This is a genomic window from Tenacibaculum mesophilum (assembly GCF_003867075.1).
GTDB classification, from domain to species: domain Bacteria; phylum Bacteroidota; class Bacteroidia; order Flavobacteriales; family Flavobacteriaceae; genus Polaribacter; species Polaribacter mesophilus.
In genome coordinates this window covers 855,316-880,203 of record NZ_CP032544.1, presented here as the reverse complement: position 1 = coordinate 880,203, position 24,888 = coordinate 855,316, and the positions used below count along the sequence as shown (strand labels likewise).

The following is a 24,888-nucleotide window of genomic DNA, read 5'->3' as shown; positions in this document are numbered from 1 at the left end:
ATGTTTAAGAAATTATTACAATTTGAAACGTATTATCAATTAAAACAACGAGCCTTTCCAATATTTTCAATACTATTTTTAGGATTAGGCTATTTTACAGGAAGTCAAGGTTATGCGCCTACTGGAGTAAACTTTAATGCTGTTTATCAAGTTTATTTTCATACAGGTCTTTTTACTTTAGGAAGTGTTTTTATTATTATGTTTTTTACGGTAACTGCTACCATAAGAGATAAACAACATCATATGGAGGGCTTAATTTATAGCTCTTCAATAACAAAACAGCATTATTTTTGGAGTCGCTTTTTAGGAGCATTTATATTTAGTGTTTTGGCTTTTTCTCCTTTTATAGTCGGATATATAGTAGGGAACTACTTTTCTGGTTTAGATGCAGAAAGGTTAGGAACTTTTAGTTTACTTAATTATATACAGCCTTGGTTTTATATAGTGCTACCTAATATTTTTATATGTACTTCTTTAATATTCTCTGTGAGTATATTTACTAAAAATAGCATTGCAACTTACGCAAGTGCAGTATGCATTTATATGTTATATTTTGTGAGTTCTATTTTTTTAAATTCACCCTTATTAGCTCAATCTGTTCCCGCATCACCAGAAATGATGTCGGTAGCCGCAATAGCAGATTCTTTTGGAATAGCAGCTTTTTTTGAGCAAACTCAGTATTGGACAGCTCATCAGAAGAATACGCAGTTACTTTCTTTTTCAGGATTGTTTTTATGGAATAGAATACTTTGGATAGCTTTTTCTCTTGGAATATTGTTCCTTACCTATAAAAGGTTTTCTTTTAGAAAAATTACGAAGAAAGTAAAGAAACAAAAAACATTAAAAAATAATATAAAACAGCTAACTCCTTATAAAGCAATAGAAGGAACATACAATTTTACAGCACAAATAAAAGGGCTTTTGTCATTAGTACGTTTAGAGTTAAACAGTGTATTTAAAAGTTTACCTTTTTTAGTAATTGTAGCTATGTGGTTACTAATTGTTTTTTCTGAGTTGTATGCAAATTTTGTTGAAGGGCGTGAATACGGAGTAAGTGTATATCCATTTACAAATCAACTAATAGAACTTATTACAAATCCGTTAACCCTTTTCGGTCTTTTAGTACTAATTTTTTATGGTTCAGAAATAGTATGGAGAGAACATAGCGTAAATTTTAATTTAATTATTGGGGCAACTCCAACTAAAAATTGGGTGTTTTTTGCTGCTAAGTTTATCAGTTTATCATTATTACCCATATTATTAATTGCTTTAGGAATATTTATGTGTATTACTTTTCAAGTTAGTTTAGGTTTTGAAAGTATAAACATTGGTATGTATGCTTCTGTATTTTATTATTATGGTTTACAGCTTATCATATACGCTATGCTAGCCGTGTTTATAAATAGTATAGCTAAAAGTAAGTATGTAGGAATGGGAGCTTTTGGTTTGTTAGTTATAATAAGTATGAAAGCTAATCTTTTAGGTCTAGAACACCCTTTAACAAGTATTGGTTTTATGCCTAGAGTAGCCTTGGGAGATATGTCTATGTATAATAGCAATACTACACAGTTTAATCATTTAGGGTTGTATTGGCTAGGGATAGGAGTCTTATTTGTTTTAATAGCTTTTAAAGTTTGGAATAGAGGAATGGTAAAAGGTTTTTCGTATAAAATAAAGCAACTAAAGCAAGGTTACAACTTAACAGAGAGGATATTACTTTTAAGCTTTTCTTTGTTAGTTATTGGAGCAGGAAGCTTAGTGTTTTACAATACCAATTTTCTTTCAGATTATCATACGAATGATGATAACTTAAATCTTAGTAAAGATTACGAACGTAAGTATAAGCATTATCAAACGTTAGAAAAGCTATATCCAGTTTCTCAAAAAACAGAAGTAGCTATTTTTCCGAAGAAAAGAAAGTATACTGTCAAGGCAAATTATGTGTTAAAAAACAAGAATAATGAAGCAGTATCCAAATTATTAATAACTGAACGAATACCTATAAAACAAATTCATTTAGAAAGAGCTCGTTTATCAACAAAAGATACTACACATGGAGCCTATGTGTTTGAATTTAAAGAGAAACTACAACCCAACGATTCTGTAGCTTATACTTTTGTTATAGAAAAAGAACTAAAAGGATATGAAGAAGACAAAAGTATTGTTAACAATGGTACCTATATAACTTTTAGAAACTTTGAGCCTATTATAGGGTATGCTTCTGGATTTGAAATTTTGGATAAAGCAGAACGTAAAAAAAGAGGATTACCAGAAAGAGATGAGGATGATAACTCAGATGTGCATATAGCCTTAGAAGATATTAAAATTGAAAAAGTACGTTTTGAAACAGTTGTTTCTACAAATAAAGACCAAATAGCCATAAGTTCAGGAGATTTAATTAAAACTTGGTCAGAAAACGATAGAAACTATTACCACTACAAATCAAAAGGAAAAATATTACCTATGGTAGCCTATTTTTCTGCAAAATATACAACTAAAAAAGCAATATATAATGGAATCTCTATAGAACAATATTACAACGCTAGTCACGATTTTAATATTGATGAAATAGAGAAAAGTACAAAAGAAACCTTAGCATATTGTCAAGAAAATTTTGGAACGTATAATTTTAAACATGTTCGAATCGCAGAAGTTCCTTCACATTGGGGATTTGGTGGATTTGCACATCCCGGGGTTATTAGCATGACTGAAGATCGTTTGTACTTGTCAGATGTTCGTGATGAAAATACCTTTAATTTAGTCGCTAAAAGAACAATTCATGAAGTAGCACATCAATGGTGGGGGCATACGTTAATAGCTAAGCCAGTAGCGGGTGGTTCTTTATTAGTAGAAGGATTAGCGAAATATACAGAAGCCGTAGTGTTAGAAAAGATGTACGGAAAAGGTGTTTTATATGAGTTAGCTGAAGATGCACGAAGGAGATATTTTTTAGGAAGAGCGTTTGGTGAAAACATTGAACCTCCAATTTATAAAGTACAAGAAGAAGGTTATATTTCTTATGGTAAAGCTTATACCGTATTAATGGCATTAAGAGATTTGATAGGAGAGAAGCAAGTTAATGACATAGTAAAAACCATTACACACCGACATCGATTTGAAAGTTCTCCTAAAGCACATACTATAGAATTACTTGAAGAAATATATAAGATTACTCCCAAAGAATATCACCTATTGGTAAATGATTGGTTTAAAAAGGTAATAACTTACGATATAGCTGTAGAAAAAAGTTCGTATAAGGAGTTGCCGGATGGAGCCTATGAAGTTAAAGCAACAATAAAAGCGAAACGATTTGAAACACTATCAAACGGAGATATTAAAGAAATAGGGATTAACGAGCCTATTAAAATAGGAATCTTTACAACCCATCCTTTACAAGTAAAAGATAATAGTACTGTGTTGTATTATGAGTCTAAACAAATCAACCGAGAACTCATAGAAGTTTCGTTCATAGTAAATGAAAAGCCTAATTATATTGCGATAGACCCTTATGGAACTAGAAATGATGAAAATTTAGTAGATAATATATTTAGATTGTAAGAATTAAAAATGCCTCAAAAGTGAGGCATTTTTTTGTGTTAAGCATTTAAAAAACCTTTCAATTCTTGATAAGAACTAATTTGTGTAGCTTCTTTTTGTTTGTTTATTACTGATGCTATTTGAGGTGGAATTTCAACAGTTACATTTAACACATCTTCTACAACATCTAAAAATTTTACGGGATGTGCTGTTTCTAAGAAAATTCCATACTCGTTTTGTAATTCGTGTTTTTTCAAACCTAAATACCCAACAGTTCCGTGTGGATCGGCAATATAATTAGAGTTCTTATAGATGTTTTTCATAGCTTCACGAGTTTCATCATCAGAAAAAGAAAAAGAAGAAAATGCAGCTTTTAAAAGCGCTAAATCGTTATTAAATAATTCTTGTATCCTGATAAAATTACTTGGATTCCCAACATCCATGGCATTAGAAATGGTCGCTTTAGATGGTTTAGGTTGATATTCACCACTAGCCAAATAATTAGGAACAGTATCATTTACATTGGTCGAAGCCACAAAATGTTTAATGGGTAACCCTAGTTTTTGCGCCATAATTCCTGCGCAAATATTCCCGAAATTTCCACTAGGTACCGAAAAAACTATTTCTTTATGCTTTTTATAAACTTGTTTATAGGCAAAGAAAAAGTAAAACATTTGGGGTAACCAACGAGCAATATTGATAGAATTTGCTGAGGTTAACGTACGATTGATGTCAGCATCTAAAAAAGCAGTTTTAACCATATCTTGACAATCATCAAAAACACCATCAACTTCCAAAGCAGTAATGTTTTGTCCTAAAGTAGTCAATTGCTTCTCTTGAATATTACTTACTTTTCCGCTAGGGTAGAGAATGACCACATCTACACCTTTAACTCCTAAAAAACCATTAGCAACAGCTCCTCCAGTATCACCAGAAGTAGCGACCAATACGGTTACTTGTTGATCTTTATCACGATTAAAATATCCTAAGCAGCGTGCCATAAAACGAGCACCCACATCTTTAAAAGCCATAGTTGGTCCGTGAAATAATTCTAGTGTACCGATATTTTCTTCAATAGATACCACAGGAAACTCAAAATTGATGGTTTCTTTAATGATTTCTTGTAAAACGTTTTTCGGAATTTCATCACCTACAAATTGTTTAATGGCTTCATACGCAATTTCTTCATTAGAATACTCATCAATGTTTTCAATAAATTCTTTAGGTAATGGAGTTATGTTTTCAGGGAAATACAATCCTCTATCAGGAGCTAATCCGTTTACTACAGCTTTTTCAAAGCTAACGTTAGGTGATGTATGATTGAGACTATAATAGTTCATAATTTCGTGTTTGTTTTTCACTTCGACTACGCTTAGTGAACATTTAATATTAGTTAGTTTCTAAAATTTTAATTCCTTCTGTGTTGATTTTTGAAAGAATCATGTTAAAATCAATTTGTTTGTCTTGATACGTGTTTTGAATGGTTTTATAAACGTTTTCGGCAGTTGCATCCCCTTTACATAAAGTGAAAATTGTAGGGCCTGAACCTGAAATTCCTGCTCCTAAAGCTCCTGCTTTAATTGCTTGTTGCTTCACTTCATCAAAATGAGGAATCAGATGTTTACGAGCAGGTTCAACAATGATATCTGTTAAAGAGTCTGCGATTAATTGATAATCGTTGGTATACAATCCACTAATCAATCCGCCAACATTCGCCCATTGTGTAACCGCATCTTTTAAAGAAACTTCTTTCGGTAATACCTCTCTAGAGTCTTTGGTTTTTACTTCAACTTGAGGATGGATAGCCACCACTCTTAAATCAGCAGGTACAGGAATCTTTACAATACTCAAAGGTTTGTAACTACGTACCAATGTAAAACCACCATAAATAGCGGCAGAAACATTATCAGCTATCGGAGTTCCGCAAGTGGCTTCTTCTCCTAGCATAGCAAACTGAGTCAATTCAAGAGGAGAGAAGCTATTTCCTAATAACTGATTTACACCAAATGCAGCTCCCGCAGCACTGGCAGCACTACTTCCTAAACCACTTCCAGGAGTATATCCTTTGTGAATGGTGATGTCGATACCAAAATCAACTGGATGCTTTTCTAACATCGCTAGCGCAACCACTCCCGCAGCATTTATTTGTGGGTCAGATGGTAAATCAGCTCCAGTTATTTTTGTGATTTTAACACCTTTTGTAATTGTTTTGGTAAAAGTCATCGTATCACCAACCGTTTCGAGCGCTAAGCCTAAAGCATCAAATCCGCAGGAAACATTGGCAACGGTTGCTGGTGAAAATATTTTTAAATAGTTCATTTTTATATATTATTTCCAATTCGTATGACATCAGCAAAAATTCCAGAAGCAGTTACTTCAGCACCTGCACCGGCTCCTTTTATTTGTAGCGGATTTACAGGATATCTATCTGTAAAAAACAAGACAATGTTGTCGCTACCCTCTAAATTATAAAAAGAATGATCAAACGGAATGTGTTGTAGGCCAACACACGCTTTTCCATTGTTAAATTCAGCAACATATTTTAAGCGACAATTTTTGTCGGCAGCTTCTTTATATACTTGTTGAAAATGGCTTTCAAACTCGGTTAAAGAAGCATAAAAATCATCATTATTGGTAGTTTCTAAACTCTTTTTAGGTAAAAATGCATTGTTTTCAATATCTGAAAGCTCTAAATCATAACCGCTTTCACGGGCAAGAATTAATATTTTTCTGGCTACATCAACACCACTCAAATCAATTTTAGGATCCGGTTCGGTGTATCCTTGTTCTTGTGCTTGTTGTACGACATCCTGAAAAGAAATACTTTCATTAAAATTATTGAAAACAAAGTTTAAAGAGCCCGATAACACCGCTTGTATTTTATGCACTCGATCACCAGAAGCAATTAAGTTTTTAAGCGTATCAATAATAGGTAAACCAGCACCCACATTGGTTTCAAATAAAAATGGTGCACTGTATTTTCGTGAAATGTGTTTTAACTTTTTATAATTGTTGAGTTCAGAAGCACAGGCTATTTTATTGCAAGTAACCACCCCTATATTGTTGGCTAAATAGTGTTCGTATATTTCAGAAACTTTTTGATTGGCTGTATTGTCAATAAAAACTGAATTACGAAGGTTCAACGCTTTTGTTCTTTGGAAAAAAAGCTCTAAAGAACTTTTTTCTCCGTTTTGTAATTGCTCTTTCCATGATTTTAAGCTGATACCACCTTCATCAAAAACCATTTGTTTAGAATTGGAAATCCCTACAACACGTACATTCAGTTTTAACTGTTCTTTTAAGTATTTTTTCTGCTGGTGGATTTGTGCTAAAAAGCGTTCCCCAACATTTCCTACACCCGTAACAAACAAGTTTAATTGCTTTATATTCTCTTCAAAGAACTGTTCGTGTAGCGTATTTAATGCTTTTTTGGCATCTGAACTATTGATAACAGCAGAAATATTTTTTTCTGAAGCACCTTGGGCAATGGCACGAATATTTACGTTGTTTTTGCCTAAAGAGCTGAACATTTGTCCGCTCAAACCTTGGTGATTTCTCATTTTATCACCTACCAAAGCGATAATTGCCAAGCCTTGTTCTACAATAATCGGATCTATTTTATGACGTTCTATTTCAAAAGCAAAAGCTTCGTTGATTTTTAGAGCTGCTTTTTTGGCATCTTCATCATAAATTCCCACACAAATAGAGTGTTCTGAAGAAGCTTGTGTGATTAATACCACATTGATATTATGCGTCGATAAAGTTTCAAATAAACGTTTAGAAATGCCAGAAACACCTACCATGCCACTTCCTTCTAAAGTTAGTAAGGTAATATTTTCGATATGAGAAATTCCTTTTACTGGTTTTCCGTTTTCGGTAATTTTAGAAATGAGTGTTCCTATATTTTCAGGTTCAAAAGTGTTTTTTATTCGAATGGGAATTTCCTTTTCCAACACTGGTTGAATGGTAGGAGGGTAGATAACCTTTGCTCCAAAATGTGACAATTCCATGGCTTCTTGATACGAAATATGTGGAATAGGAAATGCCTGCTTTACCATATGAGGATTCGCAGTGTACATACCACTAACATCTGTCCAAATTTGTAATTCATCAGCATTGACAGCAGCCGCATAAATAGCCGCAGAATAATCGGATCCTCCACGTCCTAAAGTAGTTGATTTCCCTTCTTTTGTACGAGCTATAAATCCAGGTAACAAAGTTACTTGGTGCTTATTATTGGCAAAATAGGCTTTACAATTAGCGTTGGTTACTTGAAAATCAACTTGTGCTTTATCAAAAGCGTTGGAAGTGATGATTAACTCTCTACTGTCTTTATATACGACATCCAGTTCTTTACTGGCTATACCTGCAATAATGTATGAAGATAATAGTTCACCAAAACCACTAATAGTAGCTAGTGTTTTGGGGGTAATTTCGTTTAGTAACAAACAACCTTCTAACAAGGTTTTTAGCTGTTTTAAAAGCGATGCTATATACGTTTTAACTTCTTCTTGCTGATTTTTAGGGACTAATTTTTCAATTACTTCAAAATGCAATTGCTCAACTTCTTGGTAGTTGTCAAGATAATTAGCATTGTTTTGAGCAGCTTGTTCTGCCGATGCAATGAGTTTATTTGTTGTTTTACCAAAGGCAGAAACCACCACAATAAGTTGGTTATTTACAGAAGCATTGGCAATGACTTGTACTACTTTTTCTATATTTTGAGGGTTGGCTACTGAGGAACCACCAAATTTTAAAACGTTCATTTTAAAATGAATAATAAATTAAAAATAAGATTTTTTAAGCTATTTATCTGTTTTCAAGTCTTTTGAAAAAATAAATATATACGGAAATGATATGTAGAAAAATAACCCCTAAAGGGTTGTAATAATAATTGTAGTTGTTGTGCCAACAAAAGAAGCCGTAGTTACAGCTGGAATAGAGATAATATGTCTTTTGTTGTTTAACATTGAGCCAAATGTATACATTATGTTCTAAAAAACAAGAAAAGTTGTTGTTTTTTTGTTAAAAATAAAACTTTGAGTGTTTTAGTAGAATTTATGAAGCCAACATTAATTATTTTGTTTTTTCTTTTTAATGTAGTGATAGATGTAATGAAAAGGTAGTGATAGAAAAGCTCCGATAGTTGAAGCTGCTCCTAAATACAATAACAAAATAATAAACTCACCTAAGCCTGTACAAAAACTACATTTACCAGAGATATATTTTTCATGCCATATAATTATAGCAATGATATCAGAGAAAACAATACCATATGTCACATGTGTACAACCAAAATTATCACTTTTTTTATTCATGTTAATTTTTTTTCTCTTTTTCGGAATATGATTTATACTCAGGTAATTCTATGTAATTTTTAGGTCGTATGGCATAAAAACCAGCAAAGGATTTATTAGGATAAGTTTGTCTTGGTAATTGTTCTATAAAAAAAACTTCGTCGCTACCACCTAATTCTTTAGGTATTTGATATATATTCATATCAGCATTAAACCCCATGGCACCATAACGTCTAAATTTTAAGATATCCCCTTGTGGTAAATGTAATTCGAACATGTAATAACCAGAGGAAAAACTAATAGGGTTTAAACCACTACTTTTTTGTTTGTCCATTTCTACATATTCAGCTAATTGTAGGGTTTTGTTTTCTAGTAAGTTATCAAAGACCTCAGGAATTTTTACCATACGTACTTCTTCAGGAGCTATTTTGGAAGGATACTGTTTTTTTATATCAATATTTAACTCTTTTGCTTTTTTATAAGTTTGAATTAAATACCACTTTTCTTTGATTTTAAAATAATAATCATATGAGTCAATATGTACATATGAGGCATCTAAATATAGTTCTTTGAACTTTTGTAACCATTCTCTTTTTTCTACATTTTTGAAATTATAATCTAAAGGATCTTTAATTTCTTTATTTAAAAAAGGGTCTATATATTTATTTAAAGTAGTGTCATTATTAATGAGCCAGTTTCCATATGTTTTATACCCAGACATAGTACCATCTATTAGTGTTTCAGAAGATAAACCTGTGCCTAATAGGTTTCCGAAAAAATCTACTTTTATTCTTTTAAACTTTTCTTTTTTTTTACCTATAACAGATAAAAATAGTTGTTTTTGTTCAGCTAATTTCTCTTCAATTATAGAGTGTTCTTTAAACAACGTAATTACATCATAATTTTCTGTTCCTTGATGTTTATGTAAATCTTGATATTCTGTATATTCTTTTTCCATTTTTTGTATAGCTTTTTTCTTTTTTAAATAATTACAACTAGAACTAGTTAACAAAAGCAAACAAATAGCACTAATTTTTATTTTTACTTTCATCATATAACTTAGATTCATAACTTTTCTTTTTGTGTACGTATGCTTTGATAACATTATTTATATATTCTGTGTCAGCAATAGAAGAATCAATAAGTTTATCTTTTAGTTCTTCAACTTTCTTTTTTTCTTGTTTTCGTTTTTCTTCATCTGTTAACTCTTTTCCAAGTTCTACTTTATATTTCATTCTATAGAATTTATCTTTTCCAGCATTCTTTATACGTTCAAATATAGAAATATTACCGTACTGGTCATTAAAACTCCCACTATTGTCTTGTAATAATTTTGTGTGTAAAATATGTCCTACAGGAGCAAAGTGAGCATATAAATCAGCACTTTGTAAGGGAGCGTATTGTAGTAGCATGTTTTGATAAGTTACATAGGCTAAATTGTATAGAATGATAGCATATTTTTCGTCGCTAGAATATCTCCATTTACGAGTGAGGTGTTTTGGTATCTTAATAGGAGTTTTAAAATGTCCTTCAAACAAATTAGTAAGGTTAGTTTTAATCGTTTTGTTTTTATAATTAGCAATTAGTTTTTTGTACAACGCTATTTTTTTATGATTGTTTTCTATAAACGTATAAGTCCCAATTAAAAGATCACCAACAGCACTTGCGGTAAATTTATGTTTTGTATAGTTCTGGTAGCTTGATTTAGCTAGTTTGAAGGCATTCATAGCTACACCCCAACGTATGACTACTCTACTATAACCCTTCCAATGTACACCGTGTATTTGTTGATTTATAGTGGGGGAGTCTAGCTTTTCTAAAGCATCGTAATCGTAACGTTCTTCAGCTACATAAGGAGGAATAACTACATAGCCACTTTCAGCTCCATACATAGACAAATCAATGATTTTTTTATTTTGTTGTGTTTGGTAATACGAAGGAATACTATCTTGTTTATGAAAATATTCAGCACTAAATAACGTTTTATCTCTTTTAGGGTGACAGGCACTTTTTATTTCTGGTATATCTCCATCTATAGTTACTAAATCACCTCTGTCGTTCGGAAAAGTAAATTGTACAACTCTACTCTTATAAGCGTTCCAATCGTAACAAATAGCTTTTACATGTTCAAATAAACCTCGTTTGTTAAAAACCTTTTTATATTTGGGACTATACAATTCAGAAATAGCACTTAAAAATTTATGTCCGCTATCTTCATTTTTTCCTCTAAGTACAGCATTTTTGTAAACCATGTACTCTTGTGTTTTTTTCTTAATAAGACTATCGTAGTTTTTTCCATACAATCCTTTAGGTTGATGCACTCCTAAAAAAATGGTATTTATGGCTACTTTTTTCCATCCCATTTCGTTAGCATACTTAATAATACCCAGTTTTACACCTGCTGCCATACAAGCACCTTGACTATGACCAACAATAGTTATGGGTTTATAATGTGGAGAATAGCTTTCTATTTGTGGAGATTCTTCTTTTTTAGCATCAACCTTTTCTTTTTTGATGAGCTTCCAATTATAACGAGCCCATTCATAGCCTAAAGCAATACCATGATCAACTCTATGTGCTCCGCTACTTCCTAGCCCATGTGAACCATTAATGTAGTGTACTCTACCTTCTGCATTAAAGTATTTGGCGTAGGTTTCTGTAGCTTTGTAGTCATTAGCAATATCATTCCAGTAACCATAATATTTACTTTCGGGAGTTTTAAAAATTAACGTATTAGGATTTCTAAACTTTTCTTCAACAATTTTTCTAAATTTACTTTTGTGGAGGTCTTTTTCACGTTGTTCTGCAGTATAATAATCATCATGATCAGTACGTTTATATTCATTAGTGTTTTCACCTCTTGAGGTGAACCAACCTGGTTTATCAGGGTTTAAATCCATTATAGCATTCCAGTGTGATTCGCTGTTTGTTTTAAAGTCGCTTAAATAACCATTTATAAAAATAATTTCACCTTGTAATTTTGGGAGTTCTTTTTCTTTTTTTTCTTGCTCTTGTTGCTCAGCAAGTTCTTTTATTTTTTGTTGATTGGCTTCAGCTTGTTTAAGCATTTTTGTGTTACCAGTAAAAGCAGCCCCAATTCTGTCTTTAAAACTAATATCAGGAAATGGAATTTGATCAATAGGCATCACTACAGTTGATTGTGGGGAGCTACTACTAACAAGAACATTATTCTCACCAGAAGTAATAGTTCCCCCATGTGCAGTCATATCACCTATACATGCTATAGGTTTACCATTAGCAAGAATGCTTGGGTTTCCAGTAACTATAGTATCCATACCTACATTACATGTACACATGCTACCAATAGTTGCCACAGGTTTACCGTTAATTAAAATGTTTTGCTCTCCTTGGGTAACAGGTCCTCCAACATGAGGTGTAGACCCACTACACATTGGACATTGGTGATTACTACCTAAAGTTACAACTGGTTTTTTAGACATAGCTTTTTATTTTTTGTGAACTAAAATAATAAAAAAAAAGTGTTAATTATCAGTTGTTTATGTTTTTTTAGTGAGGTTATTTGTAGAGCCAAAAAAAGAAACCATGGTTACAGCTAGAAAAGTAATGATATATCTTTTGTTCTTTAACATTGAGTTAAAAGCATAAATAATGTTCTAAAAAACAATGAAAATACTTTTAGCTTATTATATCCTAAGAAAAAAAATAATAACATAGTAGAGAAAAGTATTAACTAATCGTAACGAGATAATAACGACTCATGCCGTAGTGTCTTCGGAGCATGCCGTGATATTAGCGACCCATGCCGTAGTGTCTTCGAAGCACGCCGTGATATTAGCGACCCGTGCCGTGGTGTCTTCGGAGCATGCCGTGATATTAGCGACCCATGCCGTGGTGTTAACGGAGCATGCCGTGATATTAGCGACCCATGCCGTAGTGTCAACGGAGCACGCCGTGATATCAGCGACCCGTGCCGTGGTGTTAACGGAGCATGCCGGGGAGTATTCAATAAAGTGTGTCAACTTGTTTAAAATTGCTTTTATTCTTGAAGAAGGAAGACAACCTAATTAGGCTTTGTTTGTAATCCCGATAAAAAAATTACACTTTTTTATCTTATTTCTTTATATTTGAAGGTGTTAATAAAATTGCTAAAAGTTCCGCATATCCTACCGTAAAAGGAATATATAAGTAATTTTATTACGCATATAAACTAGTTGTACTGCATTAAAACCAATCAAGAATCTATGAGTTTATTCAAAAGTTTGTTTTCTTCAAATAAATCTGAAAAGGATTTCGGAATTGAACTTTTTAGAGCACTTTATGAACCGAACAAACAAAAGGTGATTGAAATAATTGAAAAAGAAAAAATTGGAATAAACGAATACTTGGATTCATCTAACTCGAACTCAATTCTCATTAATGCTGTGAACTGCTCGTCTGAATTTCAAGACTCCAATGAGCAATTGGAATTAATTGATTATCTAATTGACCAAAAAGCTGACTTGAATTGGAAAAATGATAATGGATTTAATGCTTTACATATCGCTCTCGCTTATCATAATCTCTCAAAAATATCTTTACTATTACTAAGAAAAGGTAATCCAGATGTAAATATTGTTGATGATGAACACGGAAATAGTCCCATATTTACTGCAATTCGTGAATACGGACTGACTTGGCGAGAAGAACAAAAAGAAGTCAACCAATTGAGATTTGAAATTATCAAAGAACTCTTAAATCGTGGAGCTGAATTGGATAAAATAAATAATCACGGAATTTCAGCCAGAAAATGGATTGAAAGAGTTCCTGAAAAAGATAAATTACACAATCTGATAAATGAATTTGACAAAAAATAACGCAGTACAACACGGTGTATAAAACATAGCTAATAAGTGCTAAACCGAAAGGTTTGTGTATATTTAGAAAGTTCGCCAAATTTTTAATTTGGCTTTTAAAAAGAGAAAATTAAAAACAAAATATAAAAATTCGGCTCTGTGTTAACCCGAAAGTTAGTGTCTTATTACACGCTACGTTTCATACACAAATCCGTTACCTGCAAGCTGAACAAAACGAATGAAAAAGTACATAAACCTAATTTTGATATTACTTGCAACATTAAGTTGTAAGTCCCAAGAAAATTTAAAAGACTTCTATTATCCATTTTATAATCAAACAGAAACAAAAATTTATAAATACGTGGATAAAAACGACTCGACGAAAATTGAGTATTGGAAAGTAACATCAAATCCGAAAACAAATGAATTAAAAACAGTTTCTTACGATTCTGACTTTAATGTCTACAATACGTTTGACGAGATTATAACAGAAAGTGGTGCTGAATTAACTGCTTACTCTGACTTTGAAATGAATGACAAAGGAGAAAGAAAAGAAATTAAAGCAAAGGTAGTTGATAAAGACGTTTACAAATGGGGTGGAGATAAAGAATATACATATTCTGTTAAATATGTCAATAAATATGGTCGCTTCGATTTTAAAAAGAAAAGAGTGGAATCTGGAATTGAAAATATTACTGTAAATGGAAAGGAATATGAAGCATTGAAATTTAGAGACGAATATATAATTTTTGCACTTGACCACGACGTTGAGCAAAGATTTTATCAAGATTCGTTTTACGTAAAAGACATTGGAATGATAAAATATAAAAGGAAAATTCCTATTCAGCACGAGTTGATTGAATTAGAATTAGCGGAAATCCTAACCGAAACTGAATTTGAAAAAATAAAAGCCAGCAGGTAACAATGTATAACCGCAATTACGGCGGATTCGACTACGTCCGAATCCACTAGGAATTGCTAACGTCAGTGCTAAACCGAAAATCATTAACTTTAATCCCGTAACTAACGGTTATACGAGACCGTTGTGCACAAGCTAAAAAACAACCAACTAAGAAATGAATCTACAATTTTTAAAGCTACTTTACCATACAAATGAAGTTCCGATTGGTATGACAGGACTCTGTTGTGGATTTGAAGCTGGTGAATGGAGACATAAGCAATTTTCTGAATTTTTATTTGACCGCCACTTATTAGACTTTGCTCTAAAATTTTCTGAATATGAAAATTTAAACTATTTAGATGCTACAAATAAGCTCAAAAAAGCTGCCAAATTAATCTATCAAAAATATCATTCTAGACGAGGTGAATTTGGAGAATTAATATTGCATAGTATTATTAAAGAATGTTATAATACAACACCTGCAATAAGCAAAATACACTTTAAAGATGGACCCAATGAAACTGTAAAAGGTTTTGATGCTGTTCACGTTTTAGAGGTTGACAATCAGTTAGAACTTTGGCTTGGAGAAGTTAAGTTTTATAGTAATATTTCCAATGCAATTCGAGATGTTGTTCCAGAGATTAAAGACCATTTAGAAAATAACTATCTACGAAATGAATTTATCGCGATAACAAATAAAATAGATGAAAAATTTCCTTTAAAGGATAAATTAAAAAAGCTAATCGACCCTTATACCTCATTAGATGAAATATTTTCTTCAATAAGTGTTCCTGTTCTTTTAACTTATAATTCAAATACAACAAAGGATATCACAAAATTTACAGACGAGTATATTGACAAAATCAAACCTGAACTTGAAAAAATATTTGAAGCATTTAAAGATAAAATTGGAGATATAGATTTAAAAATTCATCTATTTCTGCTTCCAATGAAAGAAAAAATAGAATTAACTGCATCACTTGACGAAAGACTTAACGTATGGCAGAACTTATAGAAATATCTCAACTAATTAAACTTATTGAAACAGAAGAGAGTTTTGGTAATCGTGAATTTGACATAGCAAAATCTATTTCTTACTATTACAATAAGCGCAATATTCAAGCAAACGATTTAATACTTTTTGCCTTAAATTTCAAATATAAATTCAAATTTACAAGTGGAATTATAAATGATTTGGCTCGTGAACTAGGTTTGTTCCCATACTTAAACCCAGAAGAACTTTCTCTAGAAGATTTAATAGCTTACGAATTTCATAGACCTGAGGGAAAAAAAATAGAAAATATAGTTTTTCACAAAATACAAGCACAAATTTATTATTCTTTATTAAATGGAGAAAATGTAATTCTAAGTGCACCAACAAGTTTTGGTAAAAGCTTAGTAATAGATGCAGTAATTGCTATAGAAAAATATGAAAATATCGTAATAGTTGTCCCAACTATTGCGCTAATCGATGAAACTCGTAAAAGGCTATCTAAGTTTAAAGAATCTTATAAAGTAATAACCCATAGTAGTCAGACTATATCAGAAAAGAACATTTTTGTATTAACACAAGAAAGAGTTCTAGAGATTGTTCCTGATGATATTGATATTGATTTTTTCGTTATTGATGAATTTTACAAAATAAACTTTACAACTTCAGACTTAAATAGGACTATTGCTTTAAATCAAGCTTTTTATAAACTTTTAAAAAAAGGAGCTCAGTTCTATTTATTAGGCCCAAATATTGAAAATATTAATAATAGCTATTTTCCAAATGAGGTAACTTATAAATACATTAGAACAGATTATAAGACTGTAATTAACCGTAGAATAAAAGTTGATTATAATGGAAATCCTATTGATAAATTAATTGAATTATGTTCAGAATTAGATGGACAGACCTTAATTTATTGTAAATCACCACGAAGTATAAATCAGCTTGCTAAGGCTCTATTTTTAAGTGGTATTTTTAAAAAGAATAAAAGTGTAGAGAAATTATCAAATTGGATACGTTCTGAATTTCACTCAGAATGGTATTTAGCTGATTATTTAGAATTTGGCATTGGTTTACATCACGGAAGATTACCTCGTTCTCTTTCTCAAATCATATTAGATAAATTTAATAATGACGAGCTGAACGTTCTCTTATGCACGAGTACAATTATAGAAGGTGTTAATACAAAGGCTAAAAATGTTATTATTTATGATAATAAGGTAGCTCAAAATAAGTTTGATTTTTTTACTTATAATAATATTTGTGGTCGTTCAGGAAGAATGTTTGAACATTTCATAGGTGATGTTTATTTATTTCACGATGCACCTATCGAAGAATTACCTTTAGTTGATTTTCCTTTATTTACTCAAGGCGAAAACACACCAGATAGATTATTACTTCAATTAAATGAAGAAGACTTAAATAAAAAGTCTAAGAGAATTGTAAATGAGATAAAATCGAATTCAGAATTATCTTTTGAGACATTAAAAAGTAACTCTAATATAGAGCCTTCGTTTCAAAATGATTTAGCTAAAGTTATTTTAGATTATGAACAAAATATAAGATGGCATTATCCGGATTATAAACAACTTGAAGCAGTATGCTTTCTTATTTGGGAACATTTTATTGCACCTTCAAACTCTAGAGCTTTTATTAAATCTTATAAGCAATTAACCTTCAAAATTTATCAAGTTATGCGTTATAAAGATATAAAGACTTTACTAGCGCTAGAAGTTGCCAATAAAACAAACAAAGACGAAATTAATAAAGCTATCGAAGCAGAAATTAATTTTATTAAGTATTGGCCTCAATACCATTTCCCAATATATTTAAAAAACTTACAATCTATTGCAAACGAGGTTTTTGAGAACAACAATAAAGAGCCAATTGATTATTCTTATTTTGCAAGTCAACTAGAAAGTCTTTTTACAAATAGCAACTATAATATTCTAGAAGAGTATGGACTTCCTATTCAAGTTTCAAAAAAAATTCAAGGTGCTCTAGAAAATACTGAAAATTTAGATGATTTATTGGAGATTATATCCAAGTTAAATATTGAGAATTTAGCACTGACTGAATTTGAAAAGGAAATATTGTTGAATATGAAAGAATATATTTAAAAAAGCCAGTGCACAACAAAGAACTGAGGTAAAAAACAAGTACATTTTATACTTTTTTAAACCAACGTACTTTTATAATTTGCGTCATAAGGCAAACCACTCTTTACAATGGCAAAAGCTTGTTTTAGTAGCTTATTACACACCGCTATTAAAGCTAGTTTTTTACTCTTACCTTTAGCAACTATTCGGTCATAAAGTTCTCTACATGCTTTGTTGTATTTACAAGCATTAAAGCTACACATAAATAATAAATTTCTAAGCTTTGGATTCCCCATTTTACTTATTCGAGGGCGTCCTTTTATACTACTGCCTGATTCTCTAATAGTGGGTGTAATACCTGCGTAACTACACAACTCTTTTGCTGAAGTAAAACGCTTAAATCCATCGGTAAAAACTAATAACATTAATGCTGTTTTACCCCCTATTCCTGGAATAGACTTTAATAAAGTTATTTCTTCTTGATAACTCTTTTTTACGTTCTCTAGCAACAAATCTTCTAATTTAACTATCTCTTTTTGTATGTTTTTCAGCTGCCTTTTTAAGGAATTAACTACCAATTTTGAGGGAGTTCCTAATACTGATTCGCCATGAAGCTTGTTCTTTAATTGAGTAGATTGTTTCGTATAAACACTCAACAAACGTACTATTTGTAAACATTCTTGTTGTTCCTTACTATCTCCTTTCCATATAGAAGGAGATTGACTTACGCCATAATTATATAACTGCTTTGCATCACTCTTATCCGTCTTTACTTTTGATAAATTCATCTGAATAAAACGCTTAACCTTCAACGGATTTTCTACCGATAACAAAACTCCTTTTTCTGTTAAAAAATAAGCTAAGCGTACATGATAATATCCTGTAGCTTCCATTATACAATGTGTTAAATCAGTTGTGATTAACAACAGCTCTTTAAAACCTGATGCATCATTTTTAAACTGATACCAATTTCCTTGATAATCATATACATCTAAAACGTCTTTACTTACATCGATTCCTAAAAATTGTTTATTTTTACTCATAAGAAAAAAGGATTGGAAAGAAAATAACTACTATCAATTAAACAACTTGAAATCGAGATCTTGGTCTCACAGAACTGAACGAATTCGAAGTAGTAAAAGCGTAGGGATTATCAATGTTGACGAAATCTAGGTTTCAACGTATATCATAACCTTACTCTACGCTTTTTTCTTTCTGGTTTTTATTACTAAATTTAAACAATTGCTAACTTAAGACGTATAAAATTAATTGCTAGTTCTAGCCTACTTACGAAAGTCCTCGCGGACTTTCTATCTGTGATTTATTTGCTAACTTTAGTGCTTAAAACACGCAACCAATCTTATACAAACCCGTTATGTGTAATAAGCTACAAAATACTAATTAAAAAATGAATAAAACAGTTTTACTTTTATTTTTCTTAACTTTCATTAGCTGTAATAGTGATGATATCGATATGAGTGAAGAACAAGGTGAACCTACTCAATTGATTATTGGAGAGAAACAATATTACCCTGTTGAAAATCCTTATTATATAAGTTGGTTAGATCTAAATATCTTTAATAATGATATTTTAGTTTCTGGGATTTCTTTTAAAGACAATAATTCTGAAGGTCTATTTATTAATTATCTAGACCAAAACTTAAATATAACAGACAAGAAATCCCCTATTAGAGATCAGTTTAATCAAAATTCTAGTTTTCATAACGGAAACATTGAGTCTAGAAATATAATTACTATTCCACAAAACAATAATCTTTACATAGCATATTCTTATCTAACTGACTATGAGAATAAATCTATGCTTATAAAAACTTCAAATAAAGGCAATCTTATTTGGGAAAAAGAACTAGATAATAAAACTTTTGTGAATAATTTTGTGATTATTTCAAACAATCTTTTTGTCTTAAAAAATTTAATTGTTGGAAATCAAGAAAATAGAAAATCAAGCATTTTGATATTTGACTTAAACAGCAATTTTATTAATGAAATAAACTTTCCTGATGAGTATAAAAATTTCAATGACATTATCAGTCTTGATAACGAATCAATTATCTTATCTTGTTTTAAAAAAGAATTAGGTATCTCTGAAATAGAACCATATATCATAAAATCTGATTTACAAGGAAATATATTGTGGGAACTAAAGCTTCACACTTTTTTTGACTTTACATTTAGATATGATAATTTCATAATTAATAAAACAAATAATTATATTTTATCTGTAATGCCCGATAGACAAAATGGTAGACATATTTTCTGTAAAGTATCATTTGAAGGACAGTTAATTTGGAAAAAAAACATTACTATTAACAATTTTCCCTATAACAGATTTGAGTTCATTGAAGATTTTAAAACTGACAATAATGGTAATACATATTTAATCGGAGCTGTTAATGAGCAAATAGGTTTTGGACCAAGACGAATGGCAATAGCAAAATATGATCTTAACGGTAACCTTGAAAAGTCATATTATCATAGAAATGAAAATGACGAGCAATGGGGACAATCTATAGATTTAACTAATAAAAATATTTATACTTTATCAACTAATTACCCATCTCATAAAGTTTCTTTAATTAAATTAAACTTTGATTTAGAAATAGAATAACTACACATAACAATGGCTCCTATGAAAAGCACTAGTCCAGTTGTTTAAAGTTACTATATTTATTTTTAATTCTTACATAATAATAATTTTAGGGTGTTGAATTGTTGATAAACTACAACTTATCCAACTCACTTACAATAAGTTCACACCCTTTTTCTATTTCCTCATCAGAAATAGTTAGTGGAGGGGTGATACGAATGGCTCTTCCTTCAAAAAGTAACCAGAATAAAATTAGTCCTTTGTCTAAACAGTTTAAAATTACTTGAGAGGCAGCTTCAGGAGTATCTACTAATAAGGCAAGCATAAATCCTTTTCCTCTAATTTCTTTAACCGCAGGGTGATTCTTAAAGGCATCGCGAATAATTTTTTCTTTTCGTAAGGCTTCTTCCATTAAGTTAGAGGAAGTGATTTCTTGTACGGTCGCCAATCCAGCACTCGCAATTACAGGATGGCCGCCAAACGTAGTAATATGTCCTAATTTCGGGTGTTCTTTTAAACAGTTCATTATTTCAAAAGAAGCTATAAAAGCGCCGATTGGCATTCCACCACCTAAACCTTTTCCTGTAATAATAATATCAGGGATAACATTGTAATTTTCAAATCCCCAAAATTTTCCTGTACGTCCAATTCCTGATTGAATTTCATCTAAAATTAATAAAGCTCCAACTTCTTCACAACGTTGTTTTACTTTTGTTAAGTAGTTATTTTTAGGCTCGATAAATCCTGCACCTCCTTGGATGGTTTCTAAGATAACACCCGCTGTTTTAGATGTTATTTTTTCTAAATCTATTTCGTTGTTGTATTCAATAAACTTACTTCCTGGAATTAACGGACGAAATGCACGATTTTGTTGTTCGGCACCACAAACACTCATAGCACCTTGTGTATTTCCATGATACGCATTTTTAGCGGCAATAATTTCACTTCTACCCGTAAAACGTTTGGCTAATTTTAGAGCACCTTCGGTAGCTTCGGTACCAGAATTTACCAGATAAACAGACGAAAGGTTAGGAGGTAAGGTAGCAGCCAAGGCTTTGCACAACTCTAATTGAGGTTTTTGTATAAACTCACCATACACCATTACATGGGTATATTGTTCCAATTGATTTTTTATAGCTTCATTTACCTTAGGATGATTATGTCCTAAACTATTTGCAGAAACTCCTGCAACAAAATCTAGCATCGCTTTTCCGTTGCTATCATAAATATAACTTCCTTTGGCATGTGAAATTTCAATAGCTAAAGGATTTGGGGTTGTTTGTCCTTGGTATTTAAAAAAATCGTCTTTCACAGAAATTATTTTATTTTTTTAAGATTAAGCTTTTTTTGTTCTTTCTTATTTTTTGAAGTTTCTTCGATAAACATTTCCTTAGCTTCTTTTACAACATCAGGTTGTTTTTTTCTTTTTGAAGGAACAGTAGAAGTAGCGTCTTTTATAAAAATATCTTCCACAGTTAAGGGTTGTTCATCTCCTCGCCATAAAAAGCCTTTGAATTTTTTTTCGTCAGAAGGGAATTCAGAAGGAGGAAAAGTTTTTCCTTCAGATTTTTTAAAGTATTTAGTTTGTATTATTTCTCCATCTTCTAAAATAAACTCAATATCACTTGCTATTTCTTTGGTAATTGTTTCTAATTCTTGTGTTTTTTCGTTGTTACTGTAGTATAAAGACTCTGCATTACCCTTAACTAACATTGTTCTTAATTCTCCTTTTTCAAACTTACCATAAATATTTCTTCCTTTAATTTGATTAAAGTTTTCTGTATGAACGGAGTCTTGTTGAATCATAAAACCATTTTGTAATACTTTTAAAGAGTCAAGTTTATTTGTTTCTTTATTAGATACTAACTGAATGCTGTCTCCTGTAATTTGACTTTTATTAGACCATAATATGGGATTTTTAAACATTCTGGTTAATCCCGTTTCTTGACTACTGTGAATAGAGTCGCATTTTCCTTGTAAATCGGACTTGAATATTTTTACATTGTTAAAAATTCTAGCAATACGTTTTTCTGGTTTACCAGTAAGTAAAATTTTATCGCCCGCAACATGCATAGAGTCTTTTTCAAATACAGAAATAGCAACAGCTCTATCAATTATAAATAAAGAATCTTTGAGTTCGTATAATTCAGCATAATTTCCTTTTGCTACCATATTTTGAACGGTATCAACTACTTTTATATTGTTGGTTGCAGAAGCAAAACCGTTACGTTTATCATAGTACAAACTATCGGCAGAAACGGTTCGTTCTTTTAAAAATAATTTTGCACGTTTTACAAAGTATGAAACATCGGTATTCGTATCGTAAAAACCTCTTTCAGAATATACTTTAGTGCTATCTTTTAAATTAGTAATGGTACTTGGCCCGTATAAATAAGCTAAGTTAGTATTGGTATAATAATCTAAATGGTTAGACTCTAAATGATTTTCAGGGTTTACAACTGTTACTTTTGTTTTAGCAGTAAACTTTTTTTCTCTTAATAGATAAGTTCCTTTTACACTTTTTAGAGTGTTTTTTGTATCACGAATAGTTCCTCCGTTTGGGTAGTATAATACTTGGTTGATTCTGTCAAAATGAAGCGTATCAGTTTTTAGCGTCATTTCTTTATCATTAATTTCTACGTTCCCCCAAGATTTTGCCTTTTTTGTATTTCCATTATAAGTAGCAAAATCACTGTATTGAATAATACTATCTCCTTGTTCAATAATTACTTCACCAATGGCCTTAAATAAGTTTTTGTCTTTGTAAAGTAGAGCTCTTTTACAATCTAAAGTAGCACCTTCGTGTGACATTTTAACTTTTCCTATAAGTATAGTAGCTCCAGGGTACTTGCTTTCATCGGCAGTACTTAGTTCGGTAGAAAGGATTTTGATTTTTTTTGTTTGAGAAAAACTTACAACAGAAAATAATATAAAAGTTAGTAGAAATAGTTTTTTCAAAATAATACGATTTAATGCACAAAAATAATGAAAAGAATATGCCAAAATCTTAATAAAGAAATAAAATTATCAAGATAAATAAAAGGTTGTCATTTGGTAAATGGTTAATTTTGTAGCAAATTAAAAAATTATAAAGATATGAGCGCTCATTTTGATTTATCAAAAGAAGAGATGAAGTCTTACGGATATAAAATTGTAGATATAATTGCAGAACATTGGGCTACTTTAGAGCAAAAAAAGCCTGTTGCTAGTGCTTCTAGAAAAGAAATGGATAGTATTTTCTTACAAGAAGCACCAAATGAAGGAATGTCTGCTGAAAAGGTACTAGATTTTGTAATGGATAATGTAATACCAAACAGTACAGTTATTTCTCACCCTAAAGCATATTCATTTGTACCTGGACCTAGTAACTTTATTAGTACTATGGCTGATAGTTTAGCTACTGGATTCAATATTTTTTCTGGTGGATGGATGGTTTCTCCTGCTGCAGCTGAGTTAGAAATTGTAACAATGAACTGGTTACTAAAAATGTATAATTTCCCTGTTGAAAAAGGAGGAGGAATTTTTACCAGTGGTGGTTCTATGGCAAACTTAACAGCTTTGGCTACAGCAAGACGTTTAAAGTGTGGTGATGATTTTTCTAAAGCGGTGATTTATTTGTCTGATCAGGCACACTCTTCAAATATTAAAGCAATTCGTGTTCTAGGGTTTAAAAAGGAACAAATTAGAATTTTACCAACAGATTTAGAGTTTAGAATTAGTATTAACAAATTAAAAAATGCTATAGCAAAAGACCGACTAGAAGGGTTGCAACCATTTTGTTACATCGCTTCTGCGGGAACCACCAACACAGGTACTGTAGATCCTTTAAATGAAATAGCTGACATTTGTGAAGAGGAAGATTTATGGTTCCATATTGATGGAGCTTATGGTGGAGCCGCTATTTTAGCTGAAAAAGGAGCCAAAGCTTTACGAGGAATTGAAAGAGCTGACTCTCTTACTGTAGATCCGCATAAATGGTTTTACCAACCTTATGAAATTGGTTGCTTATTAGTAAAAGATGCTTCTTGGTTAAGTGGTACTTTTAGTGAAAAACCAGAATATTTACGCGATATTGAAGGAAATGAATCTGAGATTAACTTTTATGATTACGGAATTCAGTTAACAAGACGTTTTAGAGCCTTAAAATTTTATATGTCTATTAAAACATATGGATTAGATGCTTTTAAAGAAGCTGTTACTTACAACATCCAATTAGCTGATGATGTAGAAAAGATGCTGCGTAAAAGTAGAAATTGGGAAATTATTTCACCAGCTACCTTGGCAGTAATTAATTTTAGATATAATCCTATTGGATTAAACTTATCAGAAAAAGAAATTGATGAATTAAATCAGAAAATTTCTCAAAAGATAATGGAATCAAGAGAAGCGTTTTTAGTAACTACAATATTAAATAAGCAAGTAGTGCTTAGAATGTGTCTGATAAACCCAAAAACAACCATGGATGATGTGAAAGAAACCTTGGAGTTGTGTCATCAATTTGGTAAAGAAATTTTAAAAGAAAAATAGATTAAAAGGAGCTCTAAGCTCCTTTTTTTGTTTTTATGATAAAAATCATATTTCAAAAGCTTTTCTCTTAGTAGCTTTGTTTGTATAAAAGATAAAAAAGTCTTTTATAAG

16 protein-coding genes are annotated in these 24,888 nt (G+C 31.2%); 7 read left to right on the top strand and 9 right to left on the bottom strand.

What is annotated here, in order from left to right; translation table 11 throughout:
* The gene (locus tag D6200_RS04115; protein WP_073182802.1) at positions 1-3,558 is read left to right on the top strand and encodes an ABC transporter permease/M1 family aminopeptidase; all 3,558 of its coding nucleotides are present in this window, start codon (positions 1-3) and stop codon (positions 3,556-3,558) included.
* Positions 3,559-3,596: 38 nt separating this feature from the next.
* On the opposite strand, the gene thrC is transcribed toward D6200_RS04115, so the two are convergent.
* The 6 genes from thrC to D6200_RS04085 all read right to left on the bottom strand — a co-directional run bounded on the left by thrC (position 3,597) and on the right by D6200_RS04085 (position 12,295).
* Positions 3,597-4,877: a threonine synthase gene (gene thrC, locus D6200_RS04110; protein ID WP_073182800.1), complete on the bottom strand. Its 1,281-nt coding sequence runs from the start codon at positions 4,875-4,877 to the stop codon at positions 3,597-3,599.
* Positions 4,878-4,926: 49 nt separating this feature from the next.
* Positions 4,927-5,856: a homoserine kinase gene (locus D6200_RS04105; RefSeq protein ID WP_073182798.1), complete on the bottom strand. Its 930-nt coding sequence runs from the start codon at positions 5,854-5,856 to the stop codon at positions 4,927-4,929.
* Positions 5,857-5,858: 2 nt separating this feature from the next.
* Positions 5,859-8,303: a bifunctional aspartate kinase/homoserine dehydrogenase I gene (thrA, locus tag D6200_RS04100; protein WP_073182795.1), complete on the bottom strand. Its 2,445-nt coding sequence runs from the start codon at positions 8,301-8,303 to the stop codon at positions 5,859-5,861.
* A gap of 306 nt (positions 8,304-8,609) precedes the next feature.
* On the bottom strand, positions 8,610-8,855 hold the full coding sequence (locus D6200_RS04095; RefSeq protein WP_073182793.1) for a hypothetical protein: 246 nt from the start codon (positions 8,853-8,855) through the stop codon (positions 8,610-8,612).
* Between the two features lies 1 nt (position 8,856).
* On the bottom strand, positions 8,857-9,903 hold the full coding sequence (locus D6200_RS04090) for a hypothetical protein (protein WP_125064372.1): 1,047 nt from the start codon (positions 9,901-9,903) through the stop codon (positions 8,857-8,859).
* Entirely contained in the window at positions 9,863-12,295 is a 2,433-nt protein-coding gene (locus D6200_RS04085; RefSeq protein WP_073182788.1) for a PAAR domain-containing protein, read from the bottom strand. The genes D6200_RS04090 and D6200_RS04085 overlap by 41 nt, the downstream gene beginning before the upstream one ends.
* A 762-nt stretch (positions 12,296-13,057) precedes the next feature.
* On the opposite strand from D6200_RS04085, the gene D6200_RS04075 reads away from it, so the two are divergent.
* The 4 genes from D6200_RS04075 to D6200_RS04060 all read left to right on the top strand — a co-directional run bounded on the left by D6200_RS04075 (position 13,058) and on the right by D6200_RS04060 (position 17,663).
* Complete coding sequence (locus D6200_RS04075; protein WP_073182786.1) at positions 13,058-13,669, top strand: ankyrin repeat domain-containing protein; 612 nt, start codon at positions 13,058-13,060, stop codon at positions 13,667-13,669.
* A 340-nt stretch (positions 13,670-14,009) separates the two neighbouring features.
* Positions 14,010-14,570: a hypothetical protein gene (locus D6200_RS04070; RefSeq protein ID WP_125064370.1), complete on the top strand. Its 561-nt coding sequence runs from the start codon at positions 14,010-14,012 to the stop codon at positions 14,568-14,570.
* 154 nt (positions 14,571-14,724) lie between these two features.
* Positions 14,725-15,564 carry a HamA C-terminal domain-containing protein gene (locus D6200_RS04065; protein ID WP_073182781.1) on the top strand — a complete coding sequence of 280 codons (840 nt, stop codon included), beginning with the start codon at positions 14,725-14,727 and terminating at the stop codon, positions 15,562-15,564.
* Complete coding sequence (locus tag D6200_RS04060; protein ID WP_083574807.1) at positions 15,549-17,663, top strand: helicase-related protein; 2,115 nt, start codon at positions 15,549-15,551, stop codon at positions 17,661-17,663. The genes D6200_RS04065 and D6200_RS04060 overlap by 16 nt, the downstream gene beginning before the upstream one ends.
* Positions 17,664-17,719: 56 nt before the next feature.
* On the opposite strand, the gene D6200_RS04055 is transcribed toward D6200_RS04060, so the two are convergent.
* Entirely contained in the window at positions 17,720-18,685 is a 966-nt protein-coding gene (locus tag D6200_RS04055) for an IS110 family RNA-guided transposase (RefSeq protein WP_073184959.1), read from the bottom strand.
* 431 nt (positions 18,686-19,116) lie between these two features.
* Between D6200_RS04055 and D6200_RS04050 the strand changes: the two genes are divergently transcribed.
* On the top strand, positions 19,117-20,271 hold the full coding sequence (locus D6200_RS04050; RefSeq protein WP_073184171.1) for a hypothetical protein: 1,155 nt from the start codon (positions 19,117-19,119) through the stop codon (positions 20,269-20,271).
* 112 nt (positions 20,272-20,383) lie between these two features.
* Here D6200_RS04050 and D6200_RS04045 read toward each other — a convergent pair whose 3' ends face one another.
* Both D6200_RS04045 and D6200_RS04040 read right to left on the bottom strand, forming a co-directional pair.
* Positions 20,384-21,562 (bottom strand): aspartate aminotransferase family protein, encoded by a 1,179-nt coding sequence (locus D6200_RS04045; RefSeq protein WP_083574830.1) that lies wholly within the window; start codon positions 21,560-21,562, stop codon positions 20,384-20,386.
* Positions 21,563-21,567: 5 nt separating this feature from the next.
* Positions 21,568-23,208: an OstA-like protein gene (locus D6200_RS04040; protein WP_073184167.1), complete on the bottom strand. Its 1,641-nt coding sequence runs from the start codon at positions 23,206-23,208 to the stop codon at positions 21,568-21,570.
* Between the two features lie 138 nt (positions 23,209-23,346).
* On the opposite strand from D6200_RS04040, the gene D6200_RS04035 reads away from it, so the two are divergent.
* On the top strand, positions 23,347-24,777 hold the full coding sequence (locus D6200_RS04035; RefSeq protein WP_073184164.1) for a pyridoxal phosphate-dependent decarboxylase family protein: 1,431 nt from the start codon (positions 23,347-23,349) through the stop codon (positions 24,775-24,777).
* The last annotated feature ends 111 nt before the right edge of the window (positions 24,778-24,888 follow it).

Bases quoted from the DNA above. Each gene is read 5' to 3' on its own strand.
- D6200_RS04085 (WP_073182788.1), bottom strand. From the start codon at position 12,295: ATGTCTAAAAAACCAGTTGTAACTTTAGGTAGTAATCACCAATGTCCA.
- D6200_RS04090 (WP_125064372.1), bottom strand. From the start codon at position 9,903: ATGAATCTAAGTTATATGATGAAAGTAAAAATAAAAATTAGTGCTATT.
- D6200_RS04055 (WP_073184959.1), bottom strand. From the start codon at position 18,685: ATGAGTAAAAATAAACAATTTTTAGGAATCGATGTAAGTAAAGACGTT.
- D6200_RS04060 (WP_083574807.1), top strand. From the start codon at position 15,549: ATGGCAGAACTTATAGAAATATCTCAACTAATTAAACTTATTGAAACA.
- D6200_RS04105 (WP_073182798.1), bottom strand. From the start codon at position 5,856: ATGAACTATTTAAAAATATTTTCACCAGCAACCGTTGCCAATGTTTCC.
- D6200_RS04115 (WP_073182802.1), top strand. From the start codon at position 1: ATGTTTAAGAAATTATTACAATTTGAAACGTATTATCAATTAAAACAA.
- thrA (WP_073182795.1), bottom strand. From the start codon at position 8,303: ATGAACGTTTTAAAATTTGGTGGTTCCTCAGTAGCCAACCCTCAAAAT.
- D6200_RS04035 (WP_073184164.1), top strand. From the start codon at position 23,347: ATGAGCGCTCATTTTGATTTATCAAAAGAAGAGATGAAGTCTTACGGA.
- D6200_RS04050 (WP_073184171.1), top strand. From the start codon at position 19,117: ATGAGTGAAGAACAAGGTGAACCTACTCAATTGATTATTGGAGAGAAA.
- D6200_RS04075 (WP_073182786.1), top strand. From the start codon at position 13,058: ATGAGTTTATTCAAAAGTTTGTTTTCTTCAAATAAATCTGAAAAGGAT.
- D6200_RS04095 (WP_073182793.1), bottom strand. From the start codon at position 8,855: ATGAATAAAAAAAGTGATAATTTTGGTTGTACACATGTGACATATGGT.
- D6200_RS04065 (WP_073182781.1), top strand. From the start codon at position 14,725: ATGAATCTACAATTTTTAAAGCTACTTTACCATACAAATGAAGTTCCG.
- thrC (WP_073182800.1), bottom strand. From the start codon at position 4,877: ATGAACTATTATAGTCTCAATCATACATCACCTAACGTTAGCTTTGAA.